At 63.7% G+C, this 25,414-nt stretch carries 22 protein-coding genes; 12 read left to right on the forward strand and 10 right to left on the reverse strand.

The genetic code is table 11. The annotated features are described in order from the left end of the window. Positions 1-72: 72 nt before the first annotated feature. From MTX21_RS39515 to MTX21_RS39545, 7 genes are all read right to left on the reverse strand, one after another. On the reverse strand, positions 73-450 hold the full coding sequence (locus tag MTX21_RS39515; RefSeq protein ID WP_280969816.1) for a hypothetical protein: 378 nt from the start codon (positions 448-450) through the stop codon (positions 73-75). Beyond that, the gene (locus tag MTX21_RS39520; protein WP_280969817.1) at positions 450-1,040 is read right to left on the reverse strand and encodes a Fe-Mn family superoxide dismutase; all 591 of its coding nucleotides are present in this window, start codon (positions 1,038-1,040) and stop codon (positions 450-452) included. Before MTX21_RS39520 ends, MTX21_RS39515 begins: the two co-directional genes overlap by 1 nt. A gap of 389 nt (positions 1,041-1,429) precedes the next feature. Continuing rightward, on the reverse strand, positions 1,430-1,573 hold the full coding sequence (locus tag MTX21_RS39525) for a hypothetical protein (protein WP_280969818.1): 144 nt from the start codon (positions 1,571-1,573) through the stop codon (positions 1,430-1,432). A gap of 40 nt (positions 1,574-1,613) precedes the next feature. After that, positions 1,614-2,342 (reverse strand): hypothetical protein, encoded by a 729-nt coding sequence (locus MTX21_RS39530; protein WP_280969819.1) that lies wholly within the window; start codon positions 2,340-2,342, stop codon positions 1,614-1,616. Continuing rightward, the gene (locus MTX21_RS39535) at positions 2,339-3,718 is read right to left on the reverse strand and encodes an ABC transporter permease subunit (protein WP_280969820.1); all 1,380 of its coding nucleotides are present in this window, start codon (positions 3,716-3,718) and stop codon (positions 2,339-2,341) included. The genes MTX21_RS39530 and MTX21_RS39535 overlap by 4 nt, the downstream gene beginning before the upstream one ends. Next, positions 3,705-4,451: an ABC transporter ATP-binding protein gene (locus tag MTX21_RS39540; RefSeq protein WP_280969821.1), complete on the reverse strand. Its 747-nt coding sequence runs from the start codon at positions 4,449-4,451 to the stop codon at positions 3,705-3,707. The genes MTX21_RS39535 and MTX21_RS39540 overlap by 14 nt, the downstream gene beginning before the upstream one ends. Positions 4,452-4,712: 261 nt before the next feature. Beyond that, positions 4,713-5,975, reverse strand: coding sequence for an MFS transporter (locus MTX21_RS39545; RefSeq protein ID WP_280969822.1), 1,263 nt, complete (start codon positions 5,973-5,975; stop codon positions 4,713-4,715). A gap of 309 nt (positions 5,976-6,284) precedes the next feature. Here MTX21_RS39545 and MTX21_RS39550 point away from each other — a divergent pair, with 309 nt between their 5' ends. Beyond that, entirely contained in the window at positions 6,285-9,587 is a 3,303-nt protein-coding gene (locus MTX21_RS39550) for an adenylate/guanylate cyclase domain-containing protein (RefSeq protein ID WP_280969823.1), read from the forward strand. 21 nt (positions 9,588-9,608) lie between these two features. Beyond that, positions 9,609-10,289, forward strand: coding sequence for a peroxiredoxin-like family protein (locus MTX21_RS39555; RefSeq protein ID WP_280969824.1), 681 nt, complete (start codon positions 9,609-9,611; stop codon positions 10,287-10,289). Between the two features lie 16 nt (positions 10,290-10,305). Here the strand turns inward: MTX21_RS39555 and MTX21_RS39560 are convergent, their stop codons facing one another. Continuing rightward, complete coding sequence (locus MTX21_RS39560; RefSeq protein ID WP_280969825.1) at positions 10,306-11,145, reverse strand: uroporphyrinogen-III synthase; 840 nt, start codon at positions 11,143-11,145, stop codon at positions 10,306-10,308. Positions 11,146-11,285: 140 nt separating this feature from the next. On the opposite strand from MTX21_RS39560, the gene purU reads away from it, so the two are divergent. Next, positions 11,286-12,149: a formyltetrahydrofolate deformylase gene (purU, locus tag MTX21_RS39565; RefSeq protein ID WP_280969826.1), complete on the forward strand. Its 864-nt coding sequence runs from the start codon at positions 11,286-11,288 to the stop codon at positions 12,147-12,149. A 62-nt stretch (positions 12,150-12,211) separates the two neighbouring features. On the opposite strand, the gene MTX21_RS39570 is transcribed toward purU, so the two are convergent. Next, on the reverse strand, positions 12,212-12,496 hold the full coding sequence (locus MTX21_RS39570; RefSeq protein WP_280969827.1) for a hypothetical protein: 285 nt from the start codon (positions 12,494-12,496) through the stop codon (positions 12,212-12,214). 512 nt (positions 12,497-13,008) lie between these two features. Between MTX21_RS39570 and MTX21_RS39575 the strand changes: the two genes are divergently transcribed. The 6 genes from MTX21_RS39575 (at position 13,009) to MTX21_RS39600 (ending at position 18,855) form a co-directional block, all read left to right on the forward strand. Then, a complete protein-coding gene (locus MTX21_RS39575; RefSeq protein WP_280969828.1) occupies positions 13,009-14,184 on the forward strand; it encodes an ABC transporter substrate-binding protein in 1,176 nt (391 codons plus the stop codon). 163 nt (positions 14,185-14,347) lie between these two features. Then, complete coding sequence (locus MTX21_RS39580; RefSeq protein WP_280969829.1) at positions 14,348-15,217, forward strand: branched-chain amino acid ABC transporter permease; 870 nt, start codon at positions 14,348-14,350, stop codon at positions 15,215-15,217. Positions 15,218-15,227: 10 nt separating this feature from the next. Next, positions 15,228-16,256, forward strand: a complete 1,029-nt coding sequence (locus MTX21_RS39585; RefSeq protein ID WP_280969830.1) for a branched-chain amino acid ABC transporter permease — start codon at positions 15,228-15,230, stop codon at positions 16,254-16,256. Then, the gene (locus tag MTX21_RS39590; protein WP_280969831.1) at positions 16,253-17,008 is read left to right on the forward strand and encodes an ABC transporter ATP-binding protein; all 756 of its coding nucleotides are present in this window, start codon (positions 16,253-16,255) and stop codon (positions 17,006-17,008) included. The genes MTX21_RS39585 and MTX21_RS39590 overlap by 4 nt, the downstream gene beginning before the upstream one ends. Beyond that, a complete protein-coding gene (locus MTX21_RS39595) occupies positions 17,001-17,717 on the forward strand; it encodes an ABC transporter ATP-binding protein (RefSeq protein ID WP_280969832.1) in 717 nt (238 codons plus the stop codon). Before MTX21_RS39590 ends, MTX21_RS39595 begins: the two co-directional genes overlap by 8 nt. 19 nt (positions 17,718-17,736) lie before the next feature. Further along, positions 17,737-18,855 (forward strand): cobalamin-independent methionine synthase II family protein, encoded by a 1,119-nt coding sequence (locus tag MTX21_RS39600; RefSeq protein ID WP_280969833.1) that lies wholly within the window; start codon positions 17,737-17,739, stop codon positions 18,853-18,855. Between the two features lie 299 nt (positions 18,856-19,154). Here MTX21_RS39600 and MTX21_RS39605 read toward each other — a convergent pair whose 3' ends face one another. Further along, on the reverse strand, positions 19,155-20,873 hold the full coding sequence (locus tag MTX21_RS39605) for a caspase family protein (protein WP_280969834.1): 1,719 nt from the start codon (positions 20,871-20,873) through the stop codon (positions 19,155-19,157). Between the two features lie 334 nt (positions 20,874-21,207). Here MTX21_RS39605 and MTX21_RS39610 point away from each other — a divergent pair, with 334 nt between their 5' ends. The 3 genes from MTX21_RS39610 to ahcY all read left to right on the forward strand — a co-directional run bounded on the left by MTX21_RS39610 (position 21,208) and on the right by ahcY (position 25,363). Further along, the gene (locus MTX21_RS39610; RefSeq protein ID WP_280969835.1) at positions 21,208-22,563 is read left to right on the forward strand and encodes a hypothetical protein; all 1,356 of its coding nucleotides are present in this window, start codon (positions 21,208-21,210) and stop codon (positions 22,561-22,563) included. 60 nt (positions 22,564-22,623) lie between these two features. Further along, positions 22,624-23,820 carry a methionine adenosyltransferase gene (gene metK / locus MTX21_RS39615; protein WP_280969836.1) on the forward strand — a complete coding sequence of 399 codons (1,197 nt, stop codon included), beginning with the start codon at positions 22,624-22,626 and terminating at the stop codon, positions 23,818-23,820. A gap of 121 nt (positions 23,821-23,941) precedes the next feature. Next, positions 23,942-25,363 (forward strand): adenosylhomocysteinase, encoded by a 1,422-nt coding sequence (gene ahcY, locus MTX21_RS39620; RefSeq protein ID WP_280969837.1) that lies wholly within the window; start codon positions 23,942-23,944, stop codon positions 25,361-25,363. Positions 25,364-25,414: the final 51 nt, after the last annotated feature.

The following is a 25,414-nucleotide window of genomic DNA, read 5'->3' on the forward strand; positions in this document are numbered from 1 at the left end:
CGATCTTCCTTTCGTGAGGATACCAGCATCCTCATTCGGCGGGCGTTGCCCCGACGGGCCAGCCCGCATTCTTCATTGCTTGGCTGGATGCGCCATGACCCTTGCGTCGAATGTCTCCCCATCCTTGTTGGCGTGCATCCTGATGTACGGCCCTGACATCCAGACTTCATTGCACACAAGCGACGGGCTGCTTGGCATCGTCATACACAGCTTGTCGTCCCGAATTTTCCAGTTCCCGGTCCAAGAGCTTCCCGATTCTGAACTGATGAGAGCGCCATCCGGTCGGAGATACATGGACCAGTGCGGTCCATCCGTGATGTCTTGGCCGACAACGCGCGCGCGGATCTGCTTGCCATCCAGCATTCGAAACTGATCTTCCGCACGCGCGTCAAATGCCAAGGCCAGCGCCGCCGCGCAGACAACCAATCGAACAGCGTCTCTTCCACGCATCAGCTCTGTGTCCCTTCAAACGCACGTTGCACAGCCGGCCAATCGATTGCCGCCATGAAGACGTCGACGTAGCTCGCAGCCTTGGCGCCGTAGTCGATGTGATAGGAATGCTCGTACATATCGAGCGCCAGGATCGGCGTGCCGCCGGCCAAGGTGTGGCAGTGGTCCGAAGCCCATTGATTGACGAACTTGTGGTCGCGCGGCGACCAGGTCAGCAGCACCCAGCCGGAGCCGCCACCGAGCGCCTTGCCCATGGCGGCGAATTCGGTGCGCCACCGCTCGTAAGAGCCGAAGTCACGCGCCAGTGCCTCCTTTAAGCTCGTGTCGGGTTCGCTCTCGTCGCCAAGCCCGGCAAAGAACACTTCATGGAGGATCATCGAGTTGGTCGCGATGAGCTGCTCACGCTTGAGCCCGTTGATCAGAAAGCCCGGCGCAGTAGCAAAATCCAGCCCGGCAAGTTGCTCATCGATCAGATTGAGCCGTTTGACCGCGCCGCCATAGTTGTTCTCGTAATGACTGATGATCATCCGCTCCGACATGCCGCGAATACGGCTCGGATCGCAGGACAGCGGCTTCATGACATAGGTCATGATTGTCCTCCGTTGACATCCGTGATGATTTCTAGATTTGACGTATCGCGAGGCTCGGCCGCCTGGTTTCGGGCAGCGGAGTCGATCCACCGCTCGCTGCAGAATCTCGGCGCGGGCGAGAAAATAAGATGCGTTTCGGATGGGGGCGGCCAAACAGCAGACATGCAGCGTCCTTCCTTCTCGGAAAACAGGACGCGATTCTTGGGCATGTCGCCTCACGGGGAGATCGCTTCCCCGTCCGCGCAGATAAAGCGCGACTGACGGATTTGTCAACGCCGTCGAAGCTTGCTGGTTCCTCGGAGCCAGCACTTCATATTATGGGCGCGAACCTGCCTGAGACCTGCCTGCCCCGATGTCACCGATACCGCTCGACGAAGGAAGCCATCTACTCAATCCTCGTCGTCATCGGCGGCACGTAGCCGACTGGTCTGCGTATTGACGGCAACCTTCGTGGCTTGGCCGTCCTTCGAACCGATCGCCTCGAATCCCAACAGCAGCAGGCCGCTGCCTGCCCATATCCATCTCCTGTCCATTGCGCCTGTCCTCTTCTTTCGATCTTCCCTCCTGTTCCCTTCAATTACTGCCGGCGGATACCGTGTAGTCCGCGAAATACATGTGGCTGTCGGCCTTCGACCAGAGCCCGATCCGGCCCGAGACCGGTTGGGCCAGCGTGTGCTCCAGGTAGAGCTTGCCATCGAGATAGCCTTCCACCTTCGTGCCGTTCACGCGGACCTTGAGGTCGTGCCACTGCCGCGTCGCGGTCGGTGTGTTGCGCACCCATTTGACGGAAGAGCGCTTGCCCCTCTCGAACTTCCACAGCACGATATTGTTCTCCAGACAGTTCGCGCGAACTGTCAGGTAGTCTCCGTTTGCCTTGAGGTTGAACAGAATGCCGGCGCCCTGGTCGATGCGACCGGACAAGCCTTCAAAGCGCACCGAGATCTCGCCATTGGTGAAATTGTCGACCTTCGGCGCAACCACGTACGGATAATAGGCATAGGCTTGCACGCGATCGAGGAATTCTGCATAGCGTTCCCCGTAGAGCGCGCGCGCCTTGTCGGCGATACCTGCCGACGATTGCCCTTCCTTCCACTGGCGGCCATCGACGGTTAGCACCTTCTTGCCGCCGTCCTCCTCGATCCTCCAGAAGCCCACCATCGGCACCAGTGATTTTGGCTCCCCGCCGACGGTTTCATTCGAGAGGTCAATTTTGATTGGTTCCGCGGCCAAGCCTGGCAGCGCCAGCGCCGCACAACCGATTGCCGAGAAAATGACCACTCCGATTTTCTTGCTGACACTCATCGCTTTACTCCTTGATGATGAACGAGCGAGCCTTTGTCCGGCGGGAGCCGGCGAATGTGTCGCCAGGCGAACACGATCAGGAGCGGCAATCCGCCGAAGAACCACGGCAGCGTCGCGTCCGCGCTAACGGCCAAGGGATAACCAGGGTACTCTTCGCCGACGCCAGGCGCCGGTGGCTGCGCGCCCGCGAGCGCATATAGCAGCGGCAGTATCTCCCGCGGGCTGGTGGAGCGGCTTACGTCGGTTCGATCACCGTAGACATACTCAATCTGGCCATAGGCGTCCGATGGTCTCGTAACGTTCGACCGCTCGCTCGCGAGAACGACGGTGACGTCGGGCATGACGCGCTCGAGCTTCGCCAGAACGTTCCGCCGAAGATCGATATAGCGGGGGTCCTCAGCGGCGAGATTGACCCTGATGATCAAGGGACGCCGAAGCGTCGCGAGCAAGCGTTCATCTGCGCGCGAGAAGGAGTTGCGACGATCCTCGCTGAGATCCACGGACGCCCTTATCTGAGCTGCGCCGGCGAGCGCAACGACAACGACAAGCACACAAGATACAGAACGGATGATTTTCGTTCGCACCGGTGTTCCAGGAGGGAGCCAGACAACTGTCAGCGCAGTAAGCCCGCCAATGACGGCCGCCACGCCAAGCACGAGGCCGGCCGAGAGGAGCCCCTGTTCGAACGGACGCAGCGTCTGGGTTAGCGACATCTGCGCAAGCCAAGCCGACAGGCCGGAGCGGCCCGCGAGCGTGAAGTCCAGCACCCATGATCCGATCGTGACGGCAAGGGCGATGATGGCGGCAGTGGCTGAATTGTCGGAGATGACCGCGGCGAGCAACCCGATGGCTCCGGCCAGCAGGCCATAGAGCAAATGGCCGAACAACAGATTCAGCGTCTCCGGCACGGCCAGATGACCGCCCAATACGGCCCAGACGGCCAGCGCGGAGAGCACAGGAATGCTGACCATAAGCCAGGCTGCCAGCACGGCGCAAAATTTCGCGGCGATCAGCGTCGAGGGGCGGTACGGCAATTGGACCAGCAGGCGCAATGCGCCACTTTCCTTCTCCTGGCCCAGCACCCGGATCGCCACGAAGGGAAACAACAACGTCACGGCCACATAGAATGAGCCGAATGTCGGAACCAGGATTCCGTCGAGCGGTGATAGGCTCCTCGCCAAAACTGGCGACTGCAGGGCCGCCGCACTTGACTCGCTATAGAGCGAGACTGCCTGGACGAAGCTGTACCCAACGAGCGGACAGACCAGCAGCAACATCGTCCAAAGTGCTCGCCCGGCCGTGACCTCGCGGAGCTCCTTTGCGAGCAGCGGGACGATCGGTGCGGTCGATCGTGCGTATGCCTCACGTGAGCGCAAGAAAGATATCCTCCAGCGAGCCGTTCGGCAGTCTCGTTTGCGCGCGCAGCTCAGCGAGTCCTCCGGACCCGCGCACCTGCCCTGCCGAGAGCAGGATGAAGCGGTCACAGACCCGTTCAGCGTCCTGCAATTGGTGAATTGAGAGGATCAGCGTGCGTCCGCGCGCCGTCTGTCGACGCAGTACGCCCATGACATCGCGCGTCTGCCGCAGATCAAATCCGTCAAATGGTTCGTCCATCAGCAACAGCTCATGCGGCGCAAGCAGTCCGATGGTCAGCATCAGGCGGCGGGCATAGCCTTTTGACAGCGCGTGCACGCGCTTTCGAAGCACCGGTTGCAATCCGAGCGCTTCGATGGTCGATTTGATATCTGCGTCTGAGCGTCGAAAGACGTCGCCGACAAACGAGACGACCTGCAGTGCCGATTGGTCTTGGTATGGACGGACGCCATCAGGCAGGTAGAACAGGACGTCGCGCCGACGGCCTGCGTGCAACGGCTCTCCGTGCCAAAAAACGTTGCCCGAATTCACCGGTAGAAGTCCGGCAATGGATTCCAGGAGCGTCGTCTTGCCGGCGCCATTTGGACCGATAATGCCGAGGACTTCGCCGGCGACGGCAGAAAACGTCACGCCGTCGATGGCGGTGCCGTCGCTTCCATAGCGCTTGGTCAGATTTCTTACGCCCAGCAGAGGCGGCGAACGATCTGGCGAAGACCTGTCGTCGACGGTTGACATGCTGCGTCCTTCTCAGAAATCCGGACGCGATGCTTGGGCATGTCGCCTCATGGGGAGATCGCCATCCCCAGGCCCACGACTCTGCCAAAGCGGGCCTGCTTGTCAATTGGGAACCAGCGAGGAGCGAGGTCCCGAACTTCGCCGGCTATTCACTTCAGATTGATCAAGCCCTGGACGGCACGCAGTGCCGCGCAGACGGAACGACCTACGGTCAAATCTTGGTTCGGAGAGAGGGGCCCGGTCCAGAGGCGGAACGCCTCGTTATCCTGCGTTGGCTGGCGCGTGTGCCGGCCACAGATCCTCACGCCAGCGGATCGCGATCGCCAGCATCGCGATAATCCCCGAGACCGCATAGAGCGATCCCATCGCGGAATAGCCGATCATGTCGATCAAGCTACCGGCGGCGAGCAACCCGAGCGGCAGGCCGTAGATCACCATCATGCGTACCCCCATGACACGGCCGCGCAGATGCGCGCTCGCGGTGCGCATCAGGATCACGGCGGCCGCAATCATCGACATGCTCTGGGCAATGCCGGCGAGCACGAGGCAAGCCATGGCCACCGGCATGGTCCTGAGTTCGACGAACACCAGCAGCATCGCGTACCACGCCAGTGTCGCGCCGATCAGAAGCCGGGCGATGCGCAGGCCGCTCACCAGGCTGAGGGTGATCGAACCGGTCAGCGAGCCCATGGCGAAGCTCGCCGACAGGTAGCCGAGGCCGGTCTGGTCGGTGTGAAAGATGTCGCGCGCGACATAGGGCAGCAAGCCGTTCGTCAGTGGAAATGCGGTGAGATTGGCCAGGAACGCAACGCAAAGCGCTGCGCGCATCCCCGGGCCATTCCAGGCGTAGACGATGCCTTCCTTCAGGTCACCCAGCAATCTCGGGATAGCGCGGTCGTTCGCTGGGAGATGACTCGCGACAACCGACTTTTTCGGCCGGGTCAGGCAGAGCATCAGAATCGCGGCGACAAAATAGAAGCCGGCGATCGCTACGTACACGAGGCCAATACCGAGCGCAGCGAACAGTCCGGCGCCCGTCAACGCTCCGGCGATGCGCGCGCTATCCTGCGTCGTGCGTGCGAAGCTGATGGCGCCGACTAGCTGCTCGGCCGGCATGATGTCGGCGAGCAGCGCGCCACGAACGCCGAGATCCGAGGGGCGGATCAGGCCCATGACCGCGACGATGATCATGACATTGAGCGGTGCCAGATGGCCGGTGAGAGCGAGCGCCATGATGGTCGACGACAGCACCGTATAGGCAAGGCGCATTGCGACCAGAAGATCGCGGTGACCCATGCGGTCTCCGATCATGCCGAACACCGGCGCAACCAGCGTTCCGACATATTGCAACGAGGCAAGGACGGTGAGCAGCAGCACCGAGCCGGTCTCGACCATGATGTACCAGCCAAGCACCAGCGTTTCGACCTCGAACGCCCAGGAGGTGAGCAGATCGGATGGCCATTGGAAGCGGTAGTTGCGGATGCGAAATGGCGCGAGTGCGGAAGGTCGTGTGGCTGTGCTCAAGATGCGGTGACGGGTTTCACGGCGATTCCCTGTCCTTCTTATTTGTTCTTCTGTTTGGCAGGGTAGTACCGACGATGCCCGTGTCAATTGGCGCTACTGTATGCCGCCATGCTTGCCGACAAATCGCGATGCACCATGCGTCGCGTCTCCAACCGCCGCTTGCTCTTCCGGCGCGCCGAGCCCATTCTGGCTCGTATCACTCGGCCCATTCGGCAGGGCCCGGCGGATCGCGCCATCGCGGCTTCCGCGAGGTCTTGGGCTATGGGTCTTGGGTTATGAAAGGTCTTGGGCCAGGAAAGGTCTTGGGCCATGAAGTGCTCGGGTTGCGGTTTCGAGGTTCAGAGCGGCTTTGCCTTCTGCCCGAAGTGCGGCACGAAGCAACCGAACGCGTGCCCTGGCTGCGGCTTTCCATGCGCACCGGATTTCGCCTATTGCCCGAAATGCGGCGCGCTCGTCTCTGGGGCCCCCACAGGCGGCGGGCAGGCATCGGTGCAGACGAGCCCGTTGACACTCCCGATCAGGTCCTCCTCGCCATCGCTCGCGCCGACGGCCGAGCAGTCGGACAAAATCGATAGCGAGGCGAACCGCCGCACCATTACCGTGTTGTTTGCCGACCTCAGCGGCTTCACTGCAATGAGCGAGCGGCTCGATCCCGAGATCATGCAGACGCTTCAGAACGAATTGTTCGAGGAGCTGACGGCCGCGGTGCAGAGTTTCGGCGGCTTCGTCGACAAATTCATCGGCGATGCGCTGCTTGCGCTTTTTGGCGCGCCCGCCGCGCACGAGGACGACCCCGAGCGTGCGGTCCGCGCTGCCCTCGACATGATCGGCCGGACGGCGCGTCTCAGCGACCGCGCGAAGGCGTATGCCGGTTCACCGCTGCTGCTCCATGTCGGCATCAACACCGGGCATGTCGTTGCGGGTGGGCTGGGCGTGGGTGTTGCGAAATCCTATTCGGTGACCGGCGACACCGTGAATACCGCCCAGCGACTGCAATCGATGGCGTCTCCGGGCGAGGTGCTGGTCGGGCCGTTGACGCACCGTCTGACGCGGCATGCGTTCTCCTATGAATCGCTTGGCGAGGTCTCGCTTAAGGGCAAGATGGGCAGCGTCCTGGTCCACCGCCTGAAGGGGCCGCTCGAGGTGCCGCGTGCGGCACGAGGTCTCGACACGCTCGGCCTCGATGCGCCGCTGATCGGGCGGGACGGCGAGCTGGCGCGCATGATCGGCAGCCTTGATCTCGCATGCGGCGGCGCGGCTCAACTGGTGCGGCTGGTCGGCGAAGCCGGCATCGGAAAAACGCGGCTGGTGAGCGAATTCGTCGCCCGCATCCGCGACGAGGATCGTTTCGCAGGCGTGGCGATCCGGCAGGCGATCTGCTCGCCGCTCGGCGAACAATCCTACGGCACACTCGCCGCCGTGCTGCGCAGCGCCTATGGCATCGCACAGAAGGCCGGTGCGGCAGAGGCCGAGGCGAAGGTCGCAGAAGCGCTGTCGGAGCTTGGCCTTGCGGCTGAAGAGGCCGATCGCCTGATGCCCCTCTATTTGCACGTTCTTGGCCTCGGTGATCCCAACGCCTTGCTCAGGCATGTCGAGCCCGAACAGCTCCGCCGGCAGATCTTCTTCGCGATTCGCACCGTCTTCGAACGTCGCCTCGCCTTGTCTCCGCTTCTGATCATTGTCGAGGATCTGCATTGGGCCGATGCTGTGTCCCTCGAAGCGTTGCGGTTCCTGATGGACCGGCTGGAGCGGACGCGGCTGATGCTGCTCTTTACGCATCGGCCCATGCTGGAGCTGGATCAGTTCGGTTCGAGCAGGATCAGTCACACGACCCTTCGGCTGCCTCCGCTTGGCGATGCTGACGGACAAAGGCTGCTCGCGGCCTATTTCAGTCACGGCTGGCATGAACCGCTGGCAAATCTGTTCAGTCGGATCCTCGAACGTGCGAGCGGCAATCCGCTTTTCCTCGAGGAGATCATACGCGGCCTCATCGAGGCCGGCGCCCTGGAGCGCGACGGCGCGCAGTGGCGGATGAAGTCGGACGAAACCGCAACCGATATTCCGGCAAGCATTCAGGCCTTGTTGCTGGCGCGCCTGGATCGGTTGCCACATCAGGTGCGCCACTTGGCTCAGGAGGCCGCGGTGATAGGCCCGCGCTTTGATGCTGCTGTTCTCGGCGCGGCGGCAACCGAGCCGGCAAGGGTCGAAGCAGGGCTCGAACTTCTGTGCGACGCCGAGATCATCGAGGAGGTCGCAGGCTCGAATTCGATTTCGCTGCGGGCCTACCGTTTCACGCAAACCATGCTTCAGGACGTGATCTATCAAAACTTGCTCCTGCAGCGCCGGATCGAGCTCCATGGACGGATTGGTGCCGCGCTGGAGCGGCTCTATGGCAACGCGCCCGAGCGGCTCGAGGATCTCATCCTGCTCGGACACCACTTCAGCCTGAGCGCGAGCAAGCCGAAAGGCGCGCACTATCTGCGCGCGGCCGGCGATCGCGCACGCGCGAGCTATGCCAACGACGATGCCATCCGCTTCTACCAGCAGTCTCTCGCCGTGCTGTTGACCGGCGGCGAACGGGATCCGGAGCGGTTGGTCTTGTACGAGCGGATCGCGGACCTCTGCCGTGTGGCAGGTCGCCGAAGCACGGCCGAGGAGCACTACCAAAGCGCGCTGGAGGGGCACCGCGCGGTGGCGGACCGCATCGGCGAAGCGCGAATTCTTCGCAAACTCGGCGGATTGTTGTGGGACGCCGGCAAGCGCATCAGGGCAGAGACGCACTATGCGGATGCAGCCGAACGGCTTGGCGCGACCGACGCGCCGATCGAGTGGGCGCATCTCCTGCAGGAGCGCGGCCGTCTCGCGTTTCGCTTGGGCGATCACGTCGCTGCGGCGAAATGGGCAGACGAGGCGCTCGGCCACGCGCGGTCCGTGCCGGTGGACGCGGACGAGCAAACCGGGCTCGAGGCAGCGCGCGCGATTGCGGAGGCTCTCAACACCAAGGGGGTCGCGCTGGCGCGGCTTGGACGACACCAGGTGGCGGTGCGCGAGGTGGAGCAAAGTGTCGCAGCAGCCGAAGCCGCAGGCCTCCTCAACGTGGCGTGTCGCGGCTACACCAACCTTGGCGTGCTCTACACGATCATCGACCCGGCGCAAGCCGTGGAGGTTTGCCGGCGCGGACTCGACGTCGCGCATCGTATCGGCGATCTCGGCTTCCAGGCGCGCCTCCTTGCCAATTTTGCCGTCGCCTGTTGCACCTTCACGGACAGATGTACGGAGGAGGGAGTGCCTGCCGCCGAAAAGGCGATCGAGATCGACCGCGCGCTCGATCAGCGCGAGCATCTGCCGGTACCCCTGATCGTGCTCGGGCAGATCCATCAATGCCATTTCCGGCCGGACCTGGCCGCGCGCTGCTACAACGAAGCCATCGAGGTGGCGAGCGAGAGCGGCGAGCCGCAGCAGCTCTTTCCGTGCTATGATGGTCTTGCGACACTGAACCTTGATCGAGACAACATGCCCGAGGCCGAGCGGTATTTTGCGCTGGCCCATGATGTTTGCGCCCGGCACGGGCTCGATCCCGCAGGGCTGATCGTATTGCCGTTTCTTGACTAGCCAATGTGAGGGAGTTCAACCATGTCAGACCGTCATGTCGATGGACCACTTCAGCCGGGCGATCGCGCGCCGAACGTCGTGCTGGACGCCATCACACGCGAAGGAAAGATCGCGCTCGATGATTATCGCGGGCATAGTCCGATTCTGGTCGGCTTGTTCCGTGGCCTGCACTGCCCGTTCTGCCGGCGCCACATCGCGGCGCAGGCACAGCTTGACGGCGCGCTGCGCGGGAAGGGCGTCGAAAGTCTCACGATCGTCAATACGCCGATCGACCGGGCGCGGCTCTATTTCCGTTATCATCCATTGCCCAACCTGCTTGCAGCCTCCGACCCCGATCGGGTCTCTCACCGCGCGTTCGGCTTGCCCAATATCGAGTTCACGGAGAACGAGACCGAGTGGCCGCGCAAGGTGGGCATGGACGTGGTCATGAGCATGCAAGTCGATATGCCCGGCGAATTGCCCGGCCCGATGAACCGCCCGACGGCCGCCGAGTACCTCAACAACAAGGACGGCTACGAGATGACCGAAGCCGATCAGCGCATGGCGGCAACCGGCACGGGCCAATTGTTCGGCCAGTTCCTGCTCGACCGGGAGGGGATCGTGCGCTGGACGTTTACGGAGGTTCCTGACGGCGGCCAGCGCATGTTCGGAGCGCCGAGCCCGCAGGAGCTGATGTCGGCCGCCTCGCAGGTGGCAGCCTAGGTATCGCGCCTGGCGATTAGCCCGCCACTTTCGGCCGTTTCTCCGCGAGCGCCGCCGCCATCGCCGAGATCAGCGGGCGCATGAAATAGTGGTCTTCCACCGGCGAGACGTCAGCGCGCAAGCCGTGAGCCGCGAGCTCGCCAGAGACCGCAGGTCCCACTGACGCGATCAGCGTCCGCTCGAACCCGGCGCGCAGGCGCGCCTCGCTGCCGTGCGCCTTTGCGGTCTCGATCAGGCGGCGGACCTGGCCGAGATTGGTCAGCGCGATCGAATCGATCCGCCCCTCCGCCATCGCCTCGATCGCGGCCACGATGTTGGCGTCGGCCGCCTTGGGATCGTAGACGTAGGGCAGCACCGCATCGACGTCAGCGCCCTGCGCCGTAAGCGCGCCGGTCAGCGCGCTGTGGTCCTTGTCAGGATAGAGCTGAAGCCCGAGGCGATGCCCCTTCAGGTCGATCTTCGCCAGCATCTCGATCACGCCCTCCGTGGTCGGCTTCTCCGTGGTCTGCTGCGCGTCGAGAGCGACCTCGCGCAGCGCCCTGCCGGGTTTCGGCCCGCGGGCGAATTTTCGCGATTGGGCGAGGGACGCGACCAGGGCCCGATCGAGCCCGTGCGCGGCTGCGAGCTTCATGATCCGCCGCAGGCCTTCGCCGGTCATCAGCACGAGGTCGTCGAACGGCTTGTCGATGGCGCGGCGGATCCAGGCCTCGACCGGGGCGGGGTCGGGCGCGTCGTGAATGGCAAACATCGGACATTGCACGACCTCGGCGCCTTGCTCGGCCAAAAGCTTCGAGAACTGCGCCTCCTCGCGCGCTTCCAGGATCAGGATGCGGTAGCCGTTCAAGCGGTCGGCCATGGGCGTGCTCCGGTCGAAAATCGCAATGTTACGTTCATCCTGACTCCGCGTGCGGGATTGGCGCAAGGGCGGGGGCGATGATAGAGCAGGGCCCAAATCGCGGTGTTCCGCATCGTTTGCACAAACCTTCATCAAGGCCCATGCCCGACCATCAATATGTCCTGACGCTCTCCTGTCCGGATCGCCCCGGCATCGTCTCGGCGGTGTCGACCTTTCTTGCCCACAATGGACAGAACATCCTCGACGCCCAGCAGTTCGACGACATCGAGACCGAGAAATTCTTCATGCGCGTGGTGTTCACCGCGGCCGATCTCGCCGTGGAACTGCCGGCGCTGCAAACCGGTTTTGCCGCGATCGCCGAGCGTTTCGGCATGGAATGGCAGATGCGCGACCGCGCGGCGCATCGCAAGGTGATGCTTTTGGTGTCGAAGTCCGACCACTGTCTGGTCGACATCCTCTACCGCTGGCGCACCGGCGAACTGCCGATGATCCCGACCGCGATCGTCTCCAACCATCCGCGTGAGGTCTATGCCGGGCTCGATTTCGGCGAGATCCCGTTCCATCACCTGCCGATCACCAGGGAGACCAAGCGCGAGCAGGAGGGGCAGATCCTCGATCTAGTTGCGAAGACCGGGACCGATCTCGTGGTGCTCGCCCGCTACATGCAGATCCTGTCGGATGATCTCTCGGCCAAGCTGTCAGGCCGCTGTATCAACATCCATCACTCGTTCCTGCCGGGCTTCAAAGGCGCAAAGCCCTATCACCAGGCGCACGAGCGCGGCGTGAAGCTGATCGGCGCGACCGCGCATTACGTCACGCGCGACCTCGACGAGGGCCCGATCATCGACCAGGACGTCGAGCGCATCAGCCATCGCGACACGCCCGAAGATCTCGTCCGCAAGGGCCGCGACATCGAACGCCGCGTGCTCGCGCGCGCGATCCGCTATCACCTGCAGGATCGTGTCATCCTCAACGGCCGCAAGACCGTGGTGTTTGTGGATTAGCGAACGGGGAGTGGCGAATAGTGAATGGAAGAAGCCCGGCTTCCCTATTCGCTATTCACCTCTCAATGCACCGCGCCGCCTGACGTCGAGCCCGTAGCGCCCTTCTGCGCCTGTTCCTCCTTCTCGCGCTCGGCCGCCGGCATCAGCCGCTTGCGCTCGCGCTCCTTCATGTAGGCGTCGTATTGCGGCGTGCCCGGCCGCGGCGGGGCGTCGGCCGGCAGGCCGCCGGCCCATTGCGGGATGTAGTCGCCCATGCCGGCCGACAGCTTCTCGTTGACGGTGCCGCAGCCGCAGAGCCCTGCAGCGAGCGCTAAGAGGATTGTGAAGGAGCGGAAACGCGTCGGCATTGTCTGAGCACGGGAATTGGAACGGAAAGGCCGGCTGTGGCCGGCGCCGGGAGAGTAGTCATCAACAAGGTAAAATAGGCTTATTCGAGGTAGGTAATTGGCTACCAAGAGTCGGTCGCCCGGCGGCTCCCCGGATGTACAGATTCTGCAAGAGAAAGGCTTAATCCTCCATCCACGCCGCGTATCCCATTCCTAGACTGGACCGAAAGGCTCGCGACAAACTGGCTTGATCGGCGACGGGATTTTTCGTTGACAAGTCCATTTTATTTGTACAACCGTACAAATGAAAGCGACAAAGGTCGAGATGCGCGGGGTTACCTGAACGTAACCGCGACATCGCTCCCGCGGTCGCCAATCGGAACGATCGGCTTGCGCCGAATGGTCGCCAAACGTCCGATTGACAATAGGGGCGCGAAAGACGCCATGTGGCTCGCGCGTGAGCTAAGCTGAGGCAAGGACCGGGCACTCGGTCCGGCGCACAAGAGGTCAGGAATGAAGGGGAGGGACATCTGATGTTCGAAAGCAAGTTTTCTCGGGTCGCCGCGGTGGCCGCCATCGCGGCCCTTGCAGCCGCCGCGCCCGCCAAGGCGGCGGATAGCGTCAAGGTCGGCCTGATCCTGCCGATGACCGGCGGCCAGGCCTCGACCGGCAAGCAGATCGAGAACGCGATCAAGCTCTACATGCAGCAGAAGGGCGACACCGTCGCCGGTAAGAAGGTCGAGATCATCGTCAAGGACGACGCTGCGATTCCCGACAAGACCAAGACGGCTGCGCAGGAGCTGATCGTCAACGACAAGGTCAATTTCATCGCCGGCTTCGGCGTGACGCCGGCTGCGCTCGCCGCCGCGCCGCTCGCAACCCAAGCCAAGATCCCGGAAGTCGTGATGGCGGCCGGCACCTCCATCATCACCGAACGCTCGCCCTACATCGTTCGCACCAGCTTTACCCTGGCGCAGTCCTCGACGATCATCGGCGACTGGGCGGTGAAGAACGGCATCAAGAAGGTGGCGACGCTGACCTCGGACTATGCGCCGGGCAATGACGCGCTCAACTTCTTCAAGGAGCACTTCACCGCCGGCGGCGGCGAGGTGGTCGAAGAGGTCAAAGTGCCGCTGCAGAACCCGGATTTCGCGCCGTTCCTGCAGCGCATGAAGGACGCCAAGCCCGACGCGATCTTCGTGTTCGTGCCGGCGGGCCAGGGCGGCAACTTCATGAAGCAATATGCCGAGCGCGGCCTCGACAAGGCCGGCATCAAGGTGATCGGACCGGGCGACGTCACCGACGACGACCTCCTCAACAATATGGGCGACGCCGTGCTTGGCACGGTCACCGCGCATCTCTATTCCGCGGCCCATCCCTCGCAGATGAACAAGGATTTCGTCGCGGCCTACAAGAAGGCTTTCGGCAACCGTCCGGGTTTCATGGCGGTGAGCGGCTATGATGGCATCCACCTGATCTACGAGGCGCTGAAGAAAACCAATGGCGACACCGACGGCACCAAGCTGGTCGAGGCCATGAAGGGTCAGAAGTGGGAGAGCCCGCGCGGCCCGATCTCGATCGACCCGGAGACCCGAGACATCGTCCAGAACATCTACATCCGCAAGGTCGAGAAGGTCGACGGCGAGCTCTACAACGTCGAGTTCGCGACCTTCGAGGGCGTCAAGGATCTGGGCAAGACCAAGAAGTGACGCGCGAAAGCGCGTCATACTGGAGCTGCCAAGCAGCTCCTCTGCGTTATGCCCGGGCTTGACCCGGGCATCCACGCAAAGCCAAGAAAAGAAAGACCAGAGAAGAACGCGTGGATGGCCGGGACAAGAGCCCGGCCATGACGACTAGCTCTAAGCAGGATCGATGACCGCAATCCTCACCAACCTGTTCGATGGCGTTGCCTACGGCATGCTGCTGTTCGTGCTCGCCTGCGGGCTTGCGGTCACGCTCGGCCTGATGAACTTCGTCAATCTCGCTCACGGCGCCTTCGCAATGGCCGGCGGCTATGTCTGCATGGTGCTGGTCAACCGGCTGGGCTGGCCGTTCTTCGCAGCGCTGCCGCTCGCCTTCGTCTCGGCCGCGGCCATCGGCATCGCGCTCGAACGCACACTTTACCGCCATCTCTACACGCGCAGCCATCTCGACCAGGTGCTCTTCACGATCGGCCTGACCTTTATGTCGGTCGCCGCCGTCGACTACATCCAGGGATCATCGCGCGTCTTCATCAACCTGCCGGCCGCGCTCCAGGGCCAGTTCGATGTGTTCGGCATCGGCATCGGCCGCTACCGGCTGATGATCATCGTGATCTGCGGACTCCTCACCATCGCGCTCCAGATGGTGCTGGCCAAGACCCGCTTCGGCAGCCGTTTGCGCGCCGCGGTCGACGATCCCCGCGCCGCGAGCGGCCTCGGCATCAACGTGCCGCAGGTGTTCGCATTCACCTTTGCATTTGGTTGCGGGCTCGCCGGCCTCGGCGGCGCGCTCAGCGCCGAGATCCTCGGCCTCGACCCGTATTTCCCGCTGAAGTTCATGATCTACTTCCTGATCGTGGTTACCGTCGGCGGTTCCTCCTCGATCACCGGCCCGTTCCTGGCCTCGCTCCTGCTCGGCATCGGCGACGTCGCCGGCAAGTATTACGTGCCGAAGATGGGCCCTTTCGTGATCTACACCATGATGATCGTGATCCTGATCTGGCGCCCGAACGGCCTGTTCGGCCGCACGGCCGCGCGTTGAGTTAAAGCCGATGAACGCTTCTTCCGACGTCGGTTACCACGCCCAGCGCCAGGCGCGCTGGCACTATGGCGAAGTCGCCTTCTGGCTCATCGTGCTGGCCTGTGGCTTTCTGTTTCCCACGCGCTATCTGATCATGACCGACATCCTGCGCCTGGCGCTGTTTGCGATGTCGCTCGACCTCATCCTCGGCTATGCCGGCATCGTGTCGCTCGGCCACGCCGCCTTCTTCGGCGTCGGTGCCTATGGCGCAGGCCTTCTTGCCCTGCATGGGATCATCAACGAGCCGGTGCTGGCGCTGCTCGCCGCTGGCCTTGCCGCGATGGTGCTCGGATTCGCCACCAGCTTCCTGGTGATCCGCGGCGTTGACCTGACCCGGCTGATGGTGACGCTCGGCATCGCGCTGCTGTTGGAAGCGCTCGCCGAGCGCTTCTCCAACATCACCGGCGGCACCGACGGATTGCAGGGCATCGAGATGCAGCCGATCTTCGGCCAAATCCCGTTCGACATGTTCGGCAAGGCCGGTTTCTTCTACTCGCTCGCCGTGCTGTTCCTCTTGTTCCTGCTCGCCCGCCGCGTCGTGCATTCGCCGTTCGGCCTGTCGCTGCGCGCGATCAAGAACAATCCGCTGCGGGCTGCGGCGATCGGCATTCCCGTCAACCGCCGCCTGATCGCGATCTACACGCTCGCCGCCTTCTATGCCGGCATAGCTGGGGCGCTGTTCACCCAGACCACGGCGATCGCCTCGCTCGACGTGTTCGCCTTCGAACGCTCCGCCGACCTGATGCTGGTGCTGGTCATCGGCGGCACCGGCTATCTCTATGGCGGCCTGATCGGCGCCGTGGTGTTCCGTATGCTTCAGGAATGGTTCTCCACCATCACCCCACAATACTGGCAGTTCTGGATCGGGCTCGTGCTGGTCGTGATCGTCCTGGTCGGCCGTCAACGCCTGCATCGCTGGGTTCTGTTCGTGCCGAACCTGATCATCAAGCAGGTGGCCGGGCGCAAGGCCGTCGTCGCCGTGCCGGAGAGCGACGCATGACCATTGCGCTCGAAACCCAGAATCTCGAAAAGACGTTCGGCGGCCTGCGCGTCACCCGCGACCTGTCGCTCAGGATCGAGCAGGGCGCTCGTCACGCGCTGATCGGCCCGAACGGCGCCGGCAAGACCACGGTGATCAACCAACTCACCGGCGTTCTCAAGCCGAATTCCGGGCGCATCCTGCTCGAAGGCCAGGACATTACCGATCTGCCCGTGCACAAGCGCGTGCTGCGCGGCCTGTCGCGCACCTTCCAGATCAACCAGCTCTATCCCGACCTGACCCCGCTCGAGACCATCGGGCTCGCCGTCTCCGAGCGGCTCGGCCATGGCGGCGACTGGTGGCGGCGGATGGGGACGCGCGACGACGTCAATGACGAGATCGCCGATCTCCTGACGCGCTTCCATCTGCTCGATGTCATGAACGAGCAGACCGTGACGCTGCCTTACGGCAAGCAACGCCTGCTCGAGATCGCGGTCGCAATCGCGGCCAAGCCGCGCGTGCTGCTGCTCGATGAGCCCGCCGCCGGCGTGCCCGAAAGCGAGCGCCACGACATCCTGGCCGTGGTCGGCGCGCTGCCGCGCGAGGTCACCGTGCTCCTGATCGAGCATGACATGGACCTCGTCTTCTCCTTCGCCGATCGCATCTCGGTGCTGGTCTCGGGGGCGCTTCTCACCGAAGGCCCGCCCGACCAGGTCGCGCGCGACCCCCAGGTCAAGGCCGTCTATCTGGGCGAGGAGGCGGTCAATGTCTGACCTGCTCGCAATCGAATCCCTGCGCGCCGGCTATGGCGAGGCGGTGGTGCTGCCCAACATGTCCCTATGCCTTGCGGAGGGGCAGGTGCTGGCACTGCTCGGCCGCAACGGCACCGGCAAGACCACGCTGATCAACTCCATCGTCGGCGTCACCCGTCGCTTCGCAGGCAGTGTCGCGCTCGCCGGCACCGACGTCACGGCTCTGCGGCCCGACCAGCGGGCGCGCGCCGGCATCGGCTGGGTGCCGCAGGAGCGCAACATCTTCCGCTCGCTCACGGTGGAGGAGAACATGACCGCGGTGGCGCAGCCCGGTCCCTGGACAGTCGAGAAAATCTACGAGATGTTCCCGCGGCTGAAGGAGCGGCGAAGCAATTTTGGCAACCAGCTCTCCGGCGGCGAGCAGCAGATGCTCGCGATCGGCCGCGCGCTCACCCTCAATCCGAAGGTCCTGCTGCTGGACGAGCCGACCGAGGGCCTGGCCCCCATCATCGTCGAGGAGCTGCTGAAGGCGATCGGGACCATCACCCGGGCAGGCGGCATCTGCTCGATCATCGTTGAGCAGAATGCCCAAAAGATTCTGGGGCTTGCCGACCGCGTTGTGATATTGGAGCGCGGAACGATCGTCCACGACGCCCCGAGCGCCGCGCTGAAGGCCGACCCCTCGGTCCTTGAGCGCCATCTCGGCGTCGCCGGGGCGGCCGCCCACTAGAAATCCCGGGAGTAACAAAATGCAGCGAACCAGAGCCCCGTTCCGCGCCGACGAGGTCGGCAGCCTCCTGCGCCCAGCCAAGATCAAGGAAGCCCGCGCAAAACTCGAGAAGGGCGAGATCTCGGCCGATGACCTGCGCAAGGTCGAGGACATGGAGATCGAGAAGGTCGTGCACAAGCAGGCCTCGGTCGGCCTGAAGCTCGCGACCGACGGTGAATTCCGCCGCTCCTGGTGGCATTTCGATTTCCTGGCCAAGCTCACCGGCTGCGAAATGTTCCATCCGGACACGGGCATCCAGTTCGCGGGCGTCGAGACGCGGCATGACGCGGTGCGGGTGATCGGCAAGCTCGATTTCCCTGACAACCATCCGATGCTGGATCACTTCCGCTTCCTGAAGAAGTACGCCGACCAGGCCCACGTCACGGCCAAGATGACGATCCCCTCGCCAGCGGTGCTGCACTTCCGCGGTGGCCGCAAGTCGATCTCCAAGGACGTCTATCCGGATCTCGATGCCTTCTACGAGGATCTCGGCAAGACCTATCGGAAAGCCGTCAAGGCGTTCTACGACGCCGGCTGCCGTTATCTCCAGTTCGACGACACGGTGTGGGCCTATCTCTGCTCGCAGGACGAGTTGAAGAAGGCGCGCGAGCGCGGCGACAATCCGGACGGCCTGCAGCAGATCTATGCACGCATCATCAACTACGCGCTCGCCGAGAAGCCCGCCGACATGGTGATCTCGACTCACGTCTGCCGCGGCAATTTCCGCTCGACCTGGATCTCCTCGGGCGGCTACGAGCCGGTCGCCGAGACCCTGCTCGCCGGCACCAACTACGACGGCTACTTCCTGGAATATGATTCCGACCGTGCCGGCGGCTTCGAGCCGCTGCGCTTCCTGCCCAAGGGCAACAAGGTCGTCGTGGTCGGCGTCATCACCTCGAAGTTCGGCGAGCTCGAGAAGAAGGACGACATCAAGCGGCGTCTCGAGGAAGCCGCGAAGTTCGCCCCGCTGGAGCAGCTCGCGCTCTCCCCGCAATGCGGCTTCGCTTCGACGGAAGAAGGCAACATCCTTTCCGAGGAGGAGCAGTGGGCCAAGCTCAGCCTCGCCGTCGAGATCGCCAAGGAAGTGTGGGGCAACTAGGCTCTGTCCAGCAGCGCAGATAGCGTCATGGCCGGGCTTGTCCCGGCCATCTACGTTTTGAGCGATGTCGGCTTCGTATCAAGCAGGCGTAGCCCGCATGGTGTAGCGAGATGCGGAACCTGCTTTCCTCCCCTCGCTGTCATTCCCCGCGAAAGCCGGGAATCCAGTACGCCCCGGCTTCTCCGAATCTTTCGCTGTCTCTGGAATACTGGATCGCCCGGTCAAGCCAGGCGATGACGACTGAGTGTGTGTGTCGAGCAGCTTCGCTGCAGTCGCGACGGACGGCGCGAATCGCGCCCTCATTTCTCCACCAGATATACCTCGCCCAGCAGCGACGAGTTCGACCACGGCACCTGCTTGTTCTTGGTGGTCGACACCACCTCGGCCCGCACCCGCGTCAGCATCTGCTGCACCTCTAAGCCCGGCGTGCCGATGTGACGGGAGAGGGCGGCGGAGAACGGCGAGTTGGCGCCGTCGCCGTCGAGCGCCACTTGGCCCGGTGCGGTGGCGAATGCGATCAGCGTGCCGGCGCCCAGCGTCGCGCCACTGCCGAGTCTCGTCGGCGCTGCGAGGCCCGAGGCGCCTTCGATGCCGCGACTGGTCCCGGCCGAAGCCACCTGCTGCGCCATCGGATTGTTGCGGCAGGCATCAAAAATCAGAATGTTGGTGCGGACCTGGTCGTCGAGCCCGGCCATGATCGTGTCCATATCGATCATCGCCTCCGTCATGTTGGCGCCCCTCTTGAGCTCGACGTCGACGGGGATGAGGTAGTTGCGGCCGTCGACCTGCACGCCATGCCCGGCATAGTAGACCACCGCCACCTGCGCACGCGCCGCGTCGCGCAGGAAGTCGCGCGTCATCTTCTGCATCGCTGTGCGGTCGAGATCGACGCCCTCGGACACGGTGAAGCCGATCTCGCGCAGGCTCTTTGCCACCGCGCGTGCGTCATTGGGCGGATTGGGCAGCGCCTTGACATGGGCATAGGCGCCGTTGCCGATGACCAGCGCCATGCGCTTGCCGGGGCTTGCGGGGGTAGGCGAGGACGCTGCCGTGGCGTTGCCCTGCTGCTGCACAGGCGTCCCCTGCTGTTGTGGCGACGGCGTCGGCGCATCGCGCGGGATCGGCGCACTCGCGTCGGTCACCAGCGAGAGTCGTACCTTCGCCGTCGCCTGGTTGGCCTTGCTGCCGGCATCCGAAGCTGCGATCGCCAGCGTTGCCTTGTAGTCGTCGCGGGCGTGGGAATAGTCGCCTTTCGCCTCGTAGGCGAGCGCGCGATGGACATAGCCGGAAATCAGCACGCTGTTCGGCGGCGTCATGATGTTGGTCGGCGGCTTCTCCTTCGCAAGCCGGATCGCCTCGCTGCCGTCGGCGATTGCGCGGTCGAGATCGCCCTTGGCGCGCCAGATCGCGGTGCGGTTGATCAGCGGCTGCGGCAGGGTCGGGTCGAGCCGGATCGCCTGGTTGATGTCGGCGAGTGCGCCGTCGAGATCGCCGAGTGCTTGCTTGGAGATGCCGCGGTTCTTGAATGCAAACGCGGATTTCGGCTCCAGCTTGATCGTGGCATCGTAGTCGGCGATTGCCTTGGCGTAGTCGCCCTTTCCGCGCCAGGCATTGCCACGGTTGTGAAAGATGATGCCGCTCGGCGGCCCGAGCTTCAGCGCATCGTCGAAATCGGCGATCGCGATGTCGTACTCGCCCTTGTCGTAATAGGCCGATCCTCGCAGATTGTAGACCGCCTGGCTCGGCTGCAGCCGGATCGCCTCCGTGGCATCCGCGATGACCTTGGCGTAATCGCCTTTCTTGTTCCAGCCCACCGCACGCCAGAAATAGACGGTCGCGAGCTGCTCGCCCTTGAAGACCTTCAGTGCGATGATCTTGTTGCAGGCGTCGATCATCTGATCCGCCGGCGTGGTCTCGGTGGTGCAGAGCGGCCCGAGCTGATTGCGCGCCTGCGCCAAGGCGGGCACCGACCACAAGGCGGCGGTGAGCAGGCAGAGCGCGACGAACAGGCGGCGCATGGCGGGATCCTGTCGGAGGAGGGAGGCGTCCGTTTGTTGCGCGGCCATACGCGCGGGTTCAAATTCCAGCGCCCGCAATGATGGTGTTGCGAGGTTGGCGCACCCTTCCCAACGTCGTCCTGACGAAAGCCAGGACCAAGTACCCCGGTCAGCGTTGCCTGGGCGCGCTACAACTGCTCCCTGGGGTTATGGGTCCTGGCGCCAGGACGACGCCGAGGGTGTCGCGCTGTCATTCCGTCCCTAACGCCACATCCCCGCCACCGCATTCCCCCGGTGGGCAGAAACATGCTAAGACCCGCGGGCCAAACCCCGCTGCCCACACCCGTCCCACCCCATGAAGAACGGCGAGCTCCTCAGCCAGATCACCGAATTCTGCCGCAAGGCGGACATGGCGGAATCGACGTTTGGGCGGCGGGCCGTCAACGACGGCAAGCTGGTGCAGCGGCTGCGCGAGGGCAAACGGATCACCATCGACACGCTCGAGCGGATCCAGGCCTATATGGCCGCGTCGATGCCCGGCGGCATGCCGCCGCCGCGTGGGCTTCAGGTGCCGCCGGAGAAACGCGATCCGCGCGGCAATTTCCGCTTCTTCGAGAACCGGCAGAAATACCTGCTGTTTGTCCACACCTGCAGCGAGAAGCGGGTGATCGCCGATCGTGTGGCGCTCGAGCTTGCCGCCATCCATCCGCGTCCGCCGGCGCTGCGGGTGTTCGACGCCGGCGTCGGCGATGGCACGGTGCTCGCCCGGGTGCTGCGGTCGATGCACCAGCGTTATCCAACCATGCCGTTCTATGTCGCCGGCAAGGAGCTGAGCCTCGAGGACGTCCGCCTCACGCTGGAGAAGGTGCCGGACCGGCTGTTCGAGCACCCGGCCTCCGTATTCGTCTTTACCAACATGTACTATGCCGAGGCGCCCTGGCTCACGCCGGCTTCGCCCGCGGCCGCGGCTGCCACGGTCTGGCACGAGGTGCCGCTGCGCGGGGCCTCGTCCGGCGAGTTCGAGGCCCAGATCGCCGATCTAAAGCCGTTCCTGGAGCAGAATTGGCGTGCCGCCGTCAGCCCGCGCACGGGCATGCCGCTCTATGAGCGGCCCGTGGTGCTGGTGCTCTACCGGGAGGACCACCGATTCCTGCTTGATTCGACGATTCCGCGGCCGGGCCAGATCGAGGCCAATTTCGACCTTGTCATTGCATCCCAGCCATACCGGGCCAAATCCTCGGTCAATTTCCGGGCAAAACGCATCGTTGCCCCGCTGGCGCGGGCACTTCGGGCCGGCGGCCGCCTGATCGGTATTCACTCTCACGGCAATGACCCGGGGATGGAGATCATCCAGGCCATTTGGCCCGGAGAAAATCCTTTCTCCGTGAGCCGTCATGAGCTATTGCGCGCGGTGAAATACGAGCTTGGATCGGCCGGGCGCGACCTCAATTTTAACGCATATGCCGATAACCGTTCGATCTTCCGGTATGATATGGAAGCGCTGCCCAACGAGGTCACCGGCACCATCGGAACCTCGACAGCCTTTGCAGCGTGGAATGCGGCGGTGTATGTCGCTCAGATTGAGGACGACCGATTGACAGAAACGACTCAAAACGGCCGCACTCTGGATGCCGCCAGGGACGTGCTGCGAAAGCACAACGGGCTCTGGTTCTTCGACGAATCCTACGTCATCTCGCGTCGGCGTGATTGACATCACCCAGGTTAAACATCGCAAACGACCGCCGCGAGCGGCGGAACAAGGGGTTACTTGATGCGCGCGTCCTATCTCTTCACCAGCGAGTCCGTGTCTGAGGGCCATCCGGACAAGGTCTGCGACCGGATCTCCGATGAGATCGTCGATCTGTTCTATCGCGAAGGGCCGAAAGCCGGCATCGATCCCTGGGCTATCCGCGCCGCCTGCGAGACGCTCGCGACCACCAACAAGGTGGTGATCGCCGGTGAGACGCGCGGTCCGAAGTCGGTCACCAACGAGCACATCGAGAGCGTCGTGCGCGATGCCATCAAGGACATCGGCTACGAGCAGGAAGGCTTCCACTGGAAGACCTGCGACGTCGAGATTCTCCTGCATCCGCAGTCGGCCGACATCGCGCAGGGCGTCGATGCGCTTCAGCCCGGCGAGAAGAAGGAAGAAGGCGCGGGCGACCAGGGCATCATGTTCGGCTACGCCACCAACGAGACGCCCGACCTGATGCCGGCACCGATCTTCTACGCCCACAAGATCCTGCGCCTCATCTCCGAAGCGCGTCACTCCGGCCGCGAGAAGGTGCTGGGTCCGGACTCCAAGAGCCAGGTCACCGTGCAGTACGAGAACGGCAAGCCGGTCGGCGTGCGCGAGATCGTGGTCTCGCACCAGCATCTGGTCGAGGACCTCACCTCCAACCAGGTGCGCGACATCGTCGAGCCTTATGTGCGCGAGGCGCTGCCGAAGGACTGGATCAACGGCAAGACCATCTGGCACATCAACCCGACCGGCAAGTTCTACATCGGCGGTCCCGACGGCGATTCCGGCCTGACCGGCCGTAAGATCATCGTCGACACCTATGGCGGTGCGGCCCCGCATGGCGGCGGTGCGTTCTCCGGCAAGGATCCGACCAAGGTCGACCGTTCGGCCGCTTACGCCGCGCGCTACCTCGCCAAGAACATCGTCGCCGCCGGTCTTGCCGACCGCTGCACGCTGCAGCTCGCCTACGCGATCGGCGTGGCGCGGCCGCTGTCGATCTACATCGACACCCACGGCACCGGTAAGGTGTCCGAGGACAAGCTTGAGAAGGCGGTGGCGCAGGCGATGGATCTCACCCCGCGCGGCATTCGCAGCCATCTCGACCTCAACCGCCCGATCTACGCGCGCACCTCGGCCTACGGCCATTTCGGTCGCACGCCCGACAACGAAGGCGGCTTCTCGTGGGAGAAGACCGATCTGGTCGAGCCGCTCAAGCGCGCGGTCTAATCACACCATTGTTCCGGGGCGCCGCTTCAAGCGGCGAACCCGGAATCTCGAATCTCTGGATTCCGGGTTCGCTCGTTTCGCGAGCGCCCCGGAATGACGAGCAAACAAACAGGAAGCTCTCATGAATGCGAAGCCCGGCTTCACCGATTACATCGTCAAGGACATTTCGCTCGCCGATTTCGGCCGCAAGGAAATCTCACTCGCCGAGACCGAGATGCCCGGCCTGATGGCCACGCGCGAGGAGTTCGGCCCGAAGCAGCCGCTCAAGGGCGCGCGCATCGCCGGCTCGCTGCACATGACGATCCAGACTGCGGTGCTGATCGAGACGCTCGCCGCCCTCGGTGCCGACATCCGCTGGGTCTCCTGCAACATCTACTCGACCCAGGATCACGCTGCGGCTGCGATCGCCGCAGCCGGCATTCCCGTCTTTGCCGTGAAGGGCGAGACGCTCACCGAATACTGGGACTACACCGCAAAGCTGTTCGACTGGCATGGCGGCGGCACGCCGAACATGATCCTCGATGACGGCGGCGACGCCACCATGCTGGTGCATGCCGGCGTGCGCGCCGAGAACGGCGACACCGCCTTCCTCGACAAGCCGGGCTCGGAGGAAGAGGAGATCTTCTACGCGCTGGTCAAGCGCCTGCTCAAGGAGAAGCCGAAGGGCTACTTCGGCGAGATCGCCAAGAACATCAAGGGCGTCTCGGAGGAGACCACCACGGGCGTGCATCGCCTCTACGAGATGGCGAACAAGGGCACGCTGCTGTTCCCGGCCATCAACGTCAACGACAGCGTCACCAAGTCGAAGTTCGACAACCTCTATGGCTGCCGCGAATCGCTGGTCGACGGCATCCGCCGCGGCACCGACGTGATGCTGTCGGGCAAGGTAGCGATGGTCGCCGGCTTCGGCGATGTCGGCAAGGGCTCGGCGGCCTCGCTCCGCCAGGCCGGCTGCCGCGTCATGGTGTCGGAGGTCGATCCGATCTGCGCGCTGCAGGCGGCGATGGAAGGCTACGAGGTCGTGACCATGGAGGATGCCGCGCCCCGCGCCGACATCTTCGTCACCGCGACCGGCAACAAGGACATCATCACCATCGAGCACATGCGCGCGATGAAGGATCGGGCCATCGTCTGCAACATCGGTCACTTCGACAACGAGATTCAGATCGCGTCTCTGCGCAATTTGAAGTGGACCAACATCAAGCCGCAGGTCGACGAGATCGAATTCCCCGACAAGCACCGCATCATCCTGCTGTCGGAAGGCCGCCTCGTGAACCTCGGCAACGCCATGGGCCACCCGAGCTTCGTGATGTCGGCGTCCTTCACCAACCAGACGCTGGCGCAGATCGAGCTGTTCGCCAACAACAAGAATGGCAAGTACGAGAAGAAGGTCTACGTGCTGCCGAAGACGCTCGACGAAAAGGTCGCGCGCCTGCACCTCGCGAAGATCGGCGTCAAGCTCACCGAGCTGCGCAGGGACCAGGCCGACTATATCGGCGTCAAGCAGGAAGGCCCGTACAAGAGCGATCACTATCGCTACTGAGAGGCGGATCCGATCGATCATCGGCGCGAAGCCCCGGAGCAATCCGGGGCT

Source organism: Bradyrhizobium sp. ISRA430 (assembly GCF_029909975.1).
GTDB lineage: Bacteria > Pseudomonadota > Alphaproteobacteria > Rhizobiales > Xanthobacteraceae > Bradyrhizobium.